Consider the following 12,817-nt stretch of genomic DNA (forward strand, 5'->3'; position numbering starts at 1 on the left):
TAGAAGTCCAATAGAATATAGGAAATTTAAAGAAAAAAATGTTGATAATTAAATTGAGTACTTGACAGGGTACAGATCAGATTTAAAATATAAATCTAATGAACTTGGAAATTATATAGATATTACTCATAAATATAGTACTAAGAAAAAAAGAGTTATAATGGATACTATTCCAACTTATAGAGCTGATGTTTACTATAACGGAAAAGATTATAAATTTATAAGTGTAAGATATACAATGCTTAAAGACAAAGGACAATATTTTGAAATAGATAATAATAGATATGAGTATGAAAAAATAAAAAAAGAGATAGATGATAAGTATCAATTTATTTTCTCTATATTTAGTGGGGATATAATAGAAGTTCAAAAAAAAGATGGAACAATTGAAAAAGTAAAATTTAAAGGTGTCAATGATGATGAAGCTAAGAAATTTGAGATTGATTTTATAGATAAAAATAATGGTGGAATTATCGAAAATTTAAGAAAATTAAAAGAAATATTAAAGAATGATAAGGAGATTTATATCGAAAAAAACTTAAATGAATTGTTTAATAAAGAGTTTGAGCATAAAGAAGCTGTAGAATTTTTAGAAAAATTTCCAACAAGTTCTAAACAAAAATTTTTAACAATAGGAAAAGATGTAGTTAAATTTGAAAAAATATATATTAATGTACTTGGAAAAGAATATATTTCACAAGAAAAATTTGAAAATATTATAAAAAAATAATTGAAAAGAATAAATAAAAATGATATAATTGAGGGGACAAAGGACGCTTTGTCTTCATACTTAAGTTTTACAAGACCTACTAAAATAAGGTCTTGTACCGGAATCGTCCCTCTTTGAGGGACTTTTTCTTTTTTTGAAAAAAAGGAGAAAAATGAGTTGGAGAACAATCTATATAAGAGAAAGTGAAAGATTATGTTTATACTTAGATAGTTTGATGATAATAAAAGATGGAGAAGAATATAAAATTCCTTTAAGAGATATTGGAAGTATTATTTTAGAGGATAATAGGACTTCAGTTACTGTAAAATTGATGAATAAAATAATAGAATATAATATTTTATTAATTTTTTGTGATGATAAATATAATCCTAAAACAATGGTTTATCCATTGGGAGGGTATTTTAGACAATCCAAAGTAGTTGAAGAACAAATAAATTGGGATATAAATTTAAAAAAAGTATTATGGAAAGAGATAGTAAAAATTAAATTAGAAAATCAAAAGGAAATTTTAAAAAAATTAAATAAAAATAAAGAAGTTATTAAGCTTATAGAAAAATATCAATCAGAGGTAGTGGAAGATGATATTGAAAATAGAGAAGGACTAGGAGCAAAAATATATTTTAGAGAATTATTCGAAGAAGAATTTATAAGAGGAAAAAATGATGTAGTTAATAGTGCGTTAAATTATGGATATACTATTTTTAATAGTAAAATTTCTAGAATAATAGCTAGTAAGGGACTATTACCTTATTTAGGAATACATCATAAAAATGAGTATAATCAATTTAATTTATCAAGTGATATTATAGAGGTTTTTCGACCAATAGTAGATTATTATATTTATCTTAATATAAAAGATGCTGAATATTTTTCAAGAGAAGATAGAATAGAATTAATAAATCTTTTAAATGCCAAATTAGAGTACAATTCTTATATGGAAACAACCTATAATGTAATGGAAAAATATATAGAGTATATTATAGATTTTTTTAAAACTGAAAGATTAGAAGTAAATAAAATACCTGTGTTAAAAAGAATAAATTTTTATGAGTTATAAATATATGCGACTTTTGATAATGTTCGATCTTCCGATGGATACTAATATGGAAAAAAGAGAATATAGGGAATTTCGACATTTTTTGATAGAAAATGGTTTTTTGATGCTTCAATATTCAGTTTATTGTAGAATTTGTACAAATCAAACAATGGCAGATAACTATATGAAAAAGATTGAAAAATTTCTTCCTAGTGATGGAAGTGTTAGAGGATTGATAATAACAGAAAAGCAATATGAAAAAATGAAAATATTTTTAGGACAAAAAAGCAAACAAGAAAGAATAATTACTGATAAAAAAATAATAATATTTTAAGGGGGAAGTATGATAGAAATAAAAAATTTTAGAAATATATCTTCTCTAATTATGAAAAATAGAAATTATACAGTAATTACTGGAGATGATGAGATACTTTTAAAAGATATATGTGATAGTATCTATTTTTATTATAATGATAAAAAATTAGGGAAAAAAGATAAAATAAATGATTTGAAATTAGAAATAGTAAATTATTTCTCAAAAGTAAAGGAAAAAGTTTCTTCTAAACAATGTATATATTTTTTTCAAGAAAAAATAGAAGAAGAATTTGATTTAGGTAGTAAAACTGTTCTTTATTCAAGATTTAATAATCTTTTTAAAGAAAAATTGCCAACAGAACCAATATTGATTACTATAAATTCTTTGATAGAAGATTTAGAAATAGATAAATTTACATTGGATATAGTTTCAGAAATCTCAAAATATAGTGATTATCAATTAAAATTTTCTTTTGACAAATTAACTTCTAGTGATTTAATAAAAAAAATAAAAATATCTGTATTAAAAGATGAAAATGATATAGAAATAAATAATTTAACTTCTTTTGAAAAACTAAAAATAACTTTGGGAATATTAGATGAAGAAACTATAAAGGATAAAATATATATTTTTCTTTTTCCCGAAAAAAATATTTCTATAAAAGAATTAAAAGAGCTAAAAAAATTTTTATTAGAACTGTCAAAAAATAATAAAATTATTATTGCTACCTTTTCAAAATATTTATTTGAATTTTCTAGTTTAGATAACTTAAATATTTATCAAAATAAAGAACTTAAAAATCTATTTTTTGAAGAAGAACTAATAAAAATATTTGAAGAAAACTATCCTGTATTGGAAACAAAAGAAAATATATCTCAAAAATTAAAATCTGTTTTAAATATTTATTTAGGAGAATTTTTCTATAAAAACAAAATTACAAATAAATTTTCTTTAGAAGAAGAAAATCTTTATATAAATGATTATGAACACATTTTTTTATTATTATTCTATCTAAAATTATCAAAAATAAACTATCAAAAAGATATTGAGTATAATCATAAATCTCCATTTTCTAGTTATATAGAAGAAAAACTTTAAAAAATAGATAAATTATGTTATAATCAATTTGAGGTTTTAGTACCTTGTAAAATTTAAGTATGAAAAAATATTTGGTTATGATAGAAATAAACTATTTATGTTTTAGTACCTTGTAAAATTTAAGTATGAAAAAATTTTCTGAAGAAGTAGGCAGTAAAAATAGGTTTTAGTACCTTGTAAAATTTAAGTATGAAAAAATCATTCATGCCGCCCCGTGATTTCATGGCACGTTTTAGTACCTTGTAAAATTTAAGTATGAAAAAATAGATAGAAGATTTGAGCAAATACTTTCTTTGTTTTAGTACCTTGTAAAATTTAAGTATGAAAAAATTATTGTAATATATTAAATTGTTGCATAAGTGTTTTAGTACCTTGTAAAATTTAAGTATGAAAAAATTTTAGGAATTAATACTGCTCCCTCTGTAGTGTTTTAGTACCTTGTAAAATTTAAGTATGAAAAAATAAAAATGAAAAAAATAAAATCAGTCGATTTGTTTTAGTACCTTGTAAAATTTAAGTATGAAAAAATATGTTTTATATACTGCCATTGTCGTTCCTCGTTTTAGTACCTTGTAAAATTTAAGTATGAAAAAATTTTTCTTACTGCTGAAATATGTAGAAAAATGTTTTAGTACCTTGTAAAATTTAAGTATGAAAAATTATAAGTATTTTAGATTATTATAACATTTTGTTTTAGTACCTTGTAAAATTTAAGTATGAAAAAATCAATATGGAGAAAACGGGTATCAATTTATAGTTTTAGTACCTTGTAAAATTTAAGTATGAAAAAATCACGTTTTAAGACGTTCTAATACTTCAATGGTTTTAGTACCTTGTAAAATTTAAGTATGAAAAAATTATTTCAAACAAGGAGCAATCAAAAGATACGTTTTAGTACCTTGTAAAATTTAAGTATGAAAAAATGGTTAAGTGATAATTTAATAGTAGAACTTAGTTTTAGTACCTTGTAAAATTTAAGTATGAAAAAATCTATTCTCACGGGGGCATATACAAATTAAGTTTTAGTACCTTGTAAAATTTAAGTATGAAAAAATTACTAAAGATAGCAAATGAAAAGCTAGATTGTTTTAGTACCTTGTAAAATTTAAGTATGAAAAAATTAATTCTGTGTTCAGTAGTTCGTAAGTTCCGTTTTAGTACCTTGTAAAATTTAAGTATGAAAAAATAATGATCTCTTTAGATTCTCTTCAAGCCATGTTTTAGTACCTTGTAAAATTTAAGTATGAAAAAATAAAAATTGTATTGTGAGTATATGGGATAAGTTTTAGTACCTTGTAAAATTTAAGTATGAAAAAATATCTGCCCTTGTAAATATTTCTTCGTCTGAGTTTTAGTACCTTGTAAAATTTAAGTATGAAAAAATTTAATTTTGTTGTTTTAGAGGATATATTTTTGTTTTAGTACCTTGTAAAATTTAAGTATGAAAAAATATAAGGGGGTATAAAAATATGTTGCTAGATGTTTTAGTACCTTGTAAAATTTAAGTATGAAAAAATTCCCATAATGATTTTAATTTATTATTGTCTGTTTTAGTACCTTGTAAAATTTAAGTATGAAAAAATAATTAATGCACGAAGTAACAAATATTTATAGTTTTAGTACCTTGTAAAATTTAAGTATGAAAAAATATTTAACTACTGGAGAGATTATATTCACAAGTTTTAGTACCTTGTAAAATTTAAGTATGAAAAAATTCATTAATGAGTTCCAAATTAATAAAGCCCGTTTTAGTACCTTGTAAAATTTAAGTATGAAAAAATCTTTTATAATTTAATCTTATTTCTTTATCTGTTTTAGTACCTTGTAAAATTTAAGTAAAATTATATAAATAAGTTCAGTGGTTCTACCCTGAGCTTTTTTATTTCTAATTTTTTAAGAACTTTCTAAAAAAATGAAAGATATTTTTAATTATTAAATATAATAAAAAAATTCTTGAAAAAATATGTTTTTTTTGTTAGAATTAACTTCGGTAAAAAATAAAAAAGAAGAGGGGAAAGTATGAGTAAAATAAAAGTAAAATCACTAGTTTCATTGACAATACCTATTTTTTTAGAGCTTTTATTGATAACCATTGTAGGAAATATTGATACACTAATGTTAAATCATTATAGTGATAAAGCTGTTGGAGCAGTAGGAGGAATAAGCCAAGTTCTTAATATTCAAAATGTAATTTTTGGATTTATAAACCTTGCAACTTCTATTCTTTGTGCTCAGTTTATAGGTGCAAGAAATAAAAAGAAAGTTCAAGAGGTTATAACAGTATCTCTTATAGTAAATCTTTTGCTTGGACTTTTAATGGGAGCTTTATATTTTGGATTTTGGGAGCTTATATTACAAAAAATAAACCTTCCATTGGAGTTAGTAGATATAGGAAAAACATATTTTAAACTTGTTGGAGGGTTATGTGTATTCCAAGCTGTAACACTTACTTGTAGTGCAATAATGAAAAGTCACGGAAATCCAAAACCAATGCTTTATGTAAATATGGGAGTAAATATTTTAAATATTTTTGGTAATGGAATGTTTATATTTGGTTGGTTTGGAATGCCAGTTCTTGGGGCAACAGGAGTTGGAATTTCTACAGTAGTATCAAGATTTGTCGGTTGTATTGTTGGATTTTTAGTAATGAGTAAGTATTGTCATTTTAAATTTAGAAAGAAATTTTTAAAACCTTTCCCATTCCATATTGTAAAAAATATTCTTTCAATAGGTATTCCTACTGCTGGAGAAAACTTTGCTTGGAATGTGGGGCAGTTGATGATAATGGCTATGGTAAATAAAATGGGACCTACAATGATAACATCTCGTACTTATCTAATGCTTATAGCTAATTTCGTTATGACATTTTCAATATCTTTAGGACACGCCACGGCTATTCAAGTGGGGCAACTTGTAGGAGCTAGAGAAGATGATGAGGCTTATAGAAGATGTATCAATAGTTTAAAAATTTCTATTTTACTAGCAATAGTAGTTACAGGAACTGTGGTAATATTTAAAAGACAAATAATGGAAGTTTTTACAAAAGATGAGGCGATACTTGCTGCTTCTCTGGTAGTTTTTCCATTTATGTTTGTTTTAGAAGTTGGAAGAGTTTTTAATATTGTTATAATAAACTCACTTCACGCTGCTGGAGATATAAAATATCCAATGGCAGTTGGAGTAGGATTTGTATTTTTAGTAGCAGTTTTATTCTCATATATTTTAGGAATAAAATTTGAAATGGGACTTGTAGGAATTTGGATAGCCAATGCAGCTGATGAATGGTTCAGAGGTATTGCAATGTGGTTTAGATGGAAAAGTAAAAAATGGAAAAATAAAAGATTTATATAAAAAAATAAAGCTGTTGCAAAAGAAAAATGCAACAGCTTTTATAATTTAAGTTATTAGAATAATCCAGAGATTTTTCCAAATTCATCAATATCTATTGTTTCAGCAGCTGGTACTTTTGGAAGTCCTGGCATATCGATAATATCTCCAGCCATAGCAATAATAAATCCAGCTCCAGCAGCCATTTTGATTTCGTTGATTTCAACAGTAAATCCACTTGGTCTACCTAATAAGTTAGCTTTATCTGATAAAGATTTTTGAGTTTTTGACATACAGATTGGAAGTTCGTTATATCCATTTTCTTCGATGAATGTTAACATTTTCTTAGCTTTTGCAGAGAATGTAACTCCAGCTCCACCATATATTTCTTTAACTATTGTTTCAATTTTAGCTTTTGGAGAAAGAGATAAATCATATAGTGGTTTGTATTGTTCGTGGTTATTTTCAACAGCTTCAAGAACTAATTTGGCAAGTTCTTCTCCACCTTCTCCACCTTTTGCCCATACATCACAAAGAGCAACTGGAACACCTTGTTCAAGGCATCTATTTCTTATTAAATCAAATTCAGCTTCAGTGTCTGTTAAGAATCTATTCATTGCAACAACAACTGGAAGATTGTATTTTTTCATATTTTCAATATGTTTGTCTAAGTTTTCTAAACCTTTAGATAGTGCTTCTAAGTTTTCTACTCCTAAATCTTTTGCTCCACCGTGGTGTTTTAGAGCTCTAACTGTAGCAACTATTACAACGCAGTTAGGAGAAAGATTTCCTTGTCTACATTTAATATCTAAGAATTTTTCAGCTCCTAAGTCAGCAGCAAATCCAGCTTCTGTAATTGCGTAGTCACTCAATTTTAAAGCCATTTTTGTAGCGATTAAAGAGTTACATCCATGAGCTATATTTGCAAATGGTCCTCCGTGGATAAGTACTGGAGTATTTTCAAGAGTTTGAACTAAGTTTGGTTTTATAGCATCTTTTAATAATGCTGTTACAGCTCCAGTAATTTTTAAATCAGCTACTGTAAGTGGTTTTCCATTTACATCATAAGCAAAAATTATTCTAGCAATTTTTTCTTTTAAATCTTTTAAAGAATTAGCAAGACATAAAGATGCCATAATTTCTGATGCAACTGTTATTTGGAAAGAGTTTTCTCTAGGAATTCCAGAAGCAGAACCTCCAAGACCAATAACTATATTTCTCAAAGATCTGTCGTTCATATCTACAACTCTTTTCCAAGTTATTTTTGTTATATCAATATTTAATTTATTTCCAAATTTAATATGGTTGTCTATTACTGCAGAGATAAGGTTATGAGCTACACCGATAGCATGTAAATCTCCAGTGAAGTGTAAGTTGATTTCTTCCATTGGAACTACTTGAGAATATCCTCCACCTGTTGCTCCACCTTTTATTCCGAATACAGGTCCAAGTGATGGTTCTCTAAGAGCTGCCATTGAATTATATCCCATTCTGTTTAGAGCTTGTGTAAGTCCTACTGTAACAGTTGATTTTCCTTCTCCAGCTGGTGTAGGAGTGATAGCAGTTACAAGAACTAATTTTCCATCTTTTTTATCAGATAATCTGTTTAAAAGATTAAAGTCAATTTTTGCTTTGTATTTTCCATACATTTCATAGTCATCTTCTGTAAGACCTAATTTTTCAGCAATTTTACTTATAGGTAATAATTTTGCCTCTTGAGCTATTTGGATATCTGTTTTCATTTAATAATCCTCCTGAATATTTTTATTTTAGGGATAAAAAAAGCCGAACTTCTAGGCTTTTTTGCCCAGACGGTCGGCTTACTAAGAGTTATACTCCCTGTGGTCAGTTCCACTTCCGTCAGTTGTATAACCAAGTTTATGATAACATATTTTTTTTGATTTGTCTATAATAATTTTACAGATTTTTATGTTTAGCTCTGTCACTAGCATCAGCAACTTTTTTAACTAGTTTGTATAAAGCTATAATAGCAATTAGGTTAGGTATTGCCATAAGCCCATTAAATAGGTCTGATAAATTCCATACTAAATCAACTTTTGCCATTGAACCAAGAATTATAAATAATATTACAATTACTCTATATGGATTCATACCTTTTTCTCCAAAAAGATATTTTATATTAGCGATACCGAAATAGTACCAACCAATAATAGTAGAAAGAGCAAAGAAGAATAAACAAATAGCTATAAATATTCCTCCGTAACTTCCTAAAACTTTATTAAAAGCAAGTTGAGTAAGAGTAATTCCAGTAAATCCACTTCCAACTCCACCAGTCATAATAATAACAAAAGCTGTACAGTTTAAAACTACAAATGTGTCAATGAAAACAGTTATAATAGCAACAGATCCTTGATGACTAGGTTTATCAACTTTTGCAACTGCGTGAGCGTGAGGAGTAGAACCCATACCAGCTTCGTTAGAGAATAATCCTCTTGCCACTCCAAATCTAACAGCCTCTTTTATTGTAATACCAGTAGCTCCTCCTAAAACAGCAGATGGATTAAAAGCACCAGTGATTATCATTTTGAAAGCTGGGATAACTTGTGAAAAATTAAATATAATTATAAGGATAGAAGCTCCAACATATAATCCAGCCATTATAGGAACAACTTTTTCTGTGAAAGAAGCTATTCTTTGAGTTCCTCCCCAGAAAATAAATCCAGATACAATAGCAATAGGGATTCCTATATAGATAGGTTTTATAGAAAGTACATTACTAAAAGCTGAAGCGATTGAGTTAGCTTGAACAGCATTTCCCATAAATGATAGAGCTAAGACACAAGAAAGAGCAAAGAAAATAGCAAGCCCTTTACTAAATCTGTTTTTTCCAAGTCCTTCACTGATATAGTAAGCAGGTCCTCCAACAATCTCTCCGTCCACTCTTTGTTTGTAAAGTTGTCCTAAAACTGCCTCAGCGTAAACAGTTGCCATTCCAAAGAAAGCACTAACCCACATCCAAAATATTGCTCCAGGACCTCCTGAGGCGATAGCTGTAGCTGCTCCAGCAAGGTTACCAGTTCCAACTTGAGCTGCAATAGCAGTTGCTAAAGATTGGAAAGAACTCATTCCGTCTGCTCCAGCACTTTCACCGTTTAAGTTTACACCTTTTACTGCTCTTTTGTAACCTTCACCAAATTTCCTGACTTGTATAAATTTTAAAACAACAGTAAAAAATATACCTGTACCAATAAGAAGTAGTATTAAAACCTTATTCCAAACAAATCCACTGACATTCTGTACCAACAAATTAAAATTCTCCATATATATCCTCTCCTCAATATTTTTTAAAAAATTTACTAAATGATACCACAAATAATTATTTTTTGGAATAGTTTTTTTGAAAAAATTTAAAAATATTTTTTATAAATTTTAATTTGATTTTAAATAGAACTTAATATTCTAAAAAAATATATTAAAGTAAAAAAATATAGTTTTATTCTTTAGATGTTTTTCAAAAAAATATATACCATATTAAAAAATTTTTTTCCTTTATTTGAATTTATGTGGTATACTATAATGTATATAAAATTATTTTATTAGAATAATAGGAGGTTGAAATGTCATTTACAATAGTTACTAATAATAAAAAAGTTTTTAATTTTTTTAAAGAAACTGATGAAGTTGTGTTGCTAGAGAATGAGGATATTTGCAGAGTTTTAGCAGAAGTTTACAAGTGTATTTTAAAAGGGCATAAATTATTAAGTGATCCTATAATTTATAACTTAGAAAACTCTAATAATCCGTTTAAATCTATTATAGTTTCTAAAGATTTTACAGCAGAAAATGGTATATCTCTTAATTTAATAAAAGGAGCTCTTAATATAGGAAAAAAATTGCCAGATATCTCTATGGAGAATATTTCTGAAGAAAACCTAGAAGAGTATAAATTTATAGACTTAAATCTGCTTATAAATAGTATAAAAGAATTAAAAAATTTAAACTTATAAACTTAAAGGGGTTGTAATGACTAAACTAAATTTTAAAGAGATTTTAAATAAAGTAGTATTTGATTTTATTCCAGTTATAAATCTAAAAACAAATGAGATTTACGGATATAAAATAATTAAAAATTTTTCAAACACAGGTTTTTCAAGTAGTGAAGAGGTATATTCTCTGGCGTCAGAGAACGGTTTATTTGAGTTTTTTACTTTGAAATTACAGGAAAAATCTTATAAACTAGCTTTGGAAAAAGGTTTTTCAGAGAAAAAATTATTTTATACTCTAAGGGTAGACTATATTGATGATCCAGATTTCTTTTTTGAGAGTGTTAAAAATTTAATATCAAATTTTGATATTCCTCTTGAAAATCTTATCTATGAGATAAAAGGTATCCACGGTTGGGACTCTATTAGTGATTTTTTAAATTATTTTGATGATGACTCACCTTTATTATTCAAAGAATCAAAAATAGATTCATCAAGTCTTAATGTAATAGAAAATATGGATCCTAGATTTATAGAGGTTTCTTCAATAGAATCTTTAAAAATTTTAAAAAGTAAAAAGAATATAAAAAGTAATATAATATTTAAAATAAAAGAAGAGATTTCAAAAGATGAGCTTTTAAGTCTTGGAGTAGATTTTATATACAAACATTAAAATAAATAAAAAAATTAGGAGCTTTGGTATTTTCCAAAACTCCTTTTCTTTTTAGATATTATTTTGCAAAGCTAATAAGAGTTGCAAATATATGTTTTATATTAGGCTTTTTTACAGTATCTTTATCTAAATATTTAATAGTAAATCCAGTATATCCATAGATACAAGATATAACAGGACTAATTAAATTCATAAAGCAGTATGGCACATAAACCCAAGGAGCGATACCAAGTGTTGCTATCATATAAGCTCCACAAGTGTTCCAAGGGATAAGAGGAGAAGTCATTGTACCAGAATCCTCTAAAGCTCTTGAAAGAGTAACTGGATCAAGATTTCTTTCTCTATATACATCTTTGAAAATTCTTCCAGTAATTACTATTGAAAGATATTGTTCAGCAGCTAGCATATTTACAGCAAAAGCTGTAAGCAGTGTAGAAAGAATTAAACTTCCTGTTGAATTAGCAATGCTCATTATTTTCATAGCGATAGCGTTTAACATTCCAGTTCTTTCCATTACTCCACCTAAGAATAGAGAACAGATAATAAGAGCCACTGTACTTACCATACTATTCATTCCACCACGAGTAAGCAGATCATCTACCATTTGGTTTCCAGAATTAGAAACATATCCAACTTGTAAAGCTGTAACAAAATCTCTAAGAGATACTTTTTGAACAAATACTGCAACAACTCCACCCATTATACTTCCAAATAAAAGTCCTGGTATAGCTGGAACTTTTTTTACTACAAGTCCAATTGTGATTATTGGTACTATAAATAAAATTGGTGTTATAGTAAATTCAGAAGTTAAAGTTGAAAGTATAGAATCAAGTACTGATGCGTCAACTTCTATTTCAGAATATTTCATTCCCATAAAAGTAAATATTATCATAGTGATAATAAAAGCTGGTATAGTAGTAGCTAACATTGATTTTATATGATCAAATAGATTAGAACCTGCCATAGCTGGTGCAAGGTTAGTTGTATCTGATAGAGGAGAAAGTTTGTCTCCCATATATGCTCCAGATATAATAGCTCCAACTGTTATGGGTGCAGGTATTCCAAGTCCAGCTCCAACTCCCATTAAAGCGATACCGATTGTAGCAGCTGTACTCCAAGAACTTCCAGTTGCAATAGCAGCGATAAGAGATAATAAAACAGTAGCTGGTAAAAATATACTTGGATCCATTATTTTAAGACCATAGAAAATCATAGTAGGAACAACCCCAGAAATAATCCAACTTCCTACAACCATTCCGATAATTAATAATATTAAGGCAGCTTCCATAGATGATTTAATTGTTTCAAGAATTCCTTCTAATATAGTAGACCATTCATAGTTTAATGCAAACATAGCCACACAAGCAGCTAACATTCCAGATATTATAATTGGAATATGTGGAGAAGCCTCAGTACACCTTATTGTATATCCTAATGAAATTATTAAAAATACTAATGGTATTAAAGCGTGAATAAATTTTGTTTCTTTGATTACTTTTGATGTTGTTTCTTTTTTCATTTTGTCCCCCTAAATTTTTAAATTTTAATTTCGAGAATTAAAATTTTAAATATCACCTCATTTTTAGAATAAAAAGTAATAAAAAAATGCCATTAGAACACTAATGGCATTACACACTAAACCCTGTGGACACATTAGAGCTCCCTGTCTATAAATGACGAGGTTAGCTACGGT

10 protein-coding genes, 1 CRISPR repeat array and 1 riboswitch are annotated in these 12,817 nt (G+C 27.0%); of the genes, 7 read left to right on the top strand and 3 right to left on the bottom strand.

All coding sequences use genetic code 11. The features are described 5' to 3' along the window. Positions 1–61: 61 nt before the first annotated feature. From I6E15_RS00660 to I6E15_RS00680, 5 genes are all read left to right on the top strand, one after another. Positions 62–730, top strand: coding sequence for a hypothetical protein (locus I6E15_RS00660; RefSeq protein WP_235243429.1), 669 nt, complete (start codon positions 62–64; stop codon positions 728–730). Positions 731–881: 151 nt separating this feature from the next. Then, on the top strand, positions 882–1,787 hold the full coding sequence (gene cas1 / locus I6E15_RS00665) for a type II CRISPR-associated endonuclease Cas1 (RefSeq protein WP_235243430.1): 906 nt from the start codon (positions 882–884) through the stop codon (positions 1,785–1,787). Positions 1,788–1,791: 4 nt separating this feature from the next. Continuing rightward, the gene (gene cas2, locus I6E15_RS00670) at positions 1,792–2,100 is read left to right on the top strand and encodes a CRISPR-associated endonuclease Cas2 (RefSeq protein ID WP_268827892.1); all 309 of its coding nucleotides are present in this window, start codon (positions 1,792–1,794) and stop codon (positions 2,098–2,100) included. A gap of 9 nt (positions 2,101–2,109) precedes the next feature. Further along, positions 2,110–3,180, top strand: coding sequence for a hypothetical protein (locus tag I6E15_RS00675; RefSeq protein ID WP_235243434.1), 1,071 nt, complete (start codon positions 2,110–2,112; stop codon positions 3,178–3,180). Between the two features lie 33 nt (positions 3,181–3,213). After that, positions 3,214–5,027: direct repeats of the CRISPR family, unit length 36 nt; unit sequence GTTTTAGTACCTTGTAAAATTTAAGTATGAAAAAAT. A 172-nt stretch (positions 5,028–5,199) separates the two neighbouring features. Then, positions 5,200–6,531, top strand: coding sequence for an MATE family efflux transporter (locus I6E15_RS00680; protein ID WP_235243435.1), 1,332 nt, complete (start codon positions 5,200–5,202; stop codon positions 6,529–6,531). Between the two features lie 53 nt (positions 6,532–6,584). On the opposite strand, the gene I6E15_RS00685 is transcribed toward I6E15_RS00680, so the two are convergent. Together I6E15_RS00685 and I6E15_RS00690 are read right to left on the bottom strand one after the other, a co-directional pair. Then, positions 6,585–8,249, bottom strand: coding sequence for a formate--tetrahydrofolate ligase (locus tag I6E15_RS00685; RefSeq protein WP_177162056.1), 1,665 nt, complete (start codon positions 8,247–8,249; stop codon positions 6,585–6,587). Between the two features lie 56 nt (positions 8,250–8,305). After that, positions 8,306–8,385, bottom strand: a riboswitch (ZMP/ZTP riboswitch). A gap of 39 nt (positions 8,386–8,424) precedes the next feature. Further along, complete coding sequence (locus I6E15_RS00690; protein ID WP_235243436.1) at positions 8,425–9,789, bottom strand: alanine/glycine:cation symporter family protein; 1,365 nt, start codon at positions 9,787–9,789, stop codon at positions 8,425–8,427. Positions 9,790–10,085: 296 nt separating this feature from the next. Here I6E15_RS00690 and I6E15_RS00695 point away from each other — a divergent pair, with 296 nt between their 5' ends. Continuing rightward, a complete protein-coding gene (locus tag I6E15_RS00695) occupies positions 10,086–10,475 on the top strand; it encodes a GrdX family protein (RefSeq protein ID WP_235243437.1) in 390 nt (129 codons plus the stop codon). Positions 10,476–10,491: 16 nt separating this feature from the next. Then, positions 10,492–11,124: a hypothetical protein gene (locus I6E15_RS00700; RefSeq protein ID WP_235243438.1), complete on the top strand. Its 633-nt coding sequence runs from the start codon at positions 10,492–10,494 to the stop codon at positions 11,122–11,124. A gap of 58 nt (positions 11,125–11,182) precedes the next feature. Here I6E15_RS00700 and nhaC read toward each other — a convergent pair whose 3' ends face one another. After that, complete coding sequence (gene nhaC, locus I6E15_RS00705) at positions 11,183–12,643, bottom strand: Na+/H+ antiporter NhaC (RefSeq protein ID WP_235243439.1); 1,461 nt, start codon at positions 12,641–12,643, stop codon at positions 11,183–11,185. Positions 12,644–12,817: the final 174 nt, after the last annotated feature.

Origin of the sequence: Fusobacterium perfoetens, from assembly GCF_021531475.1 — a bacterium.
Lineage (GTDB): Bacteria > Fusobacteriota > Fusobacteriia > Fusobacteriales > Fusobacteriaceae > Fusobacterium_B.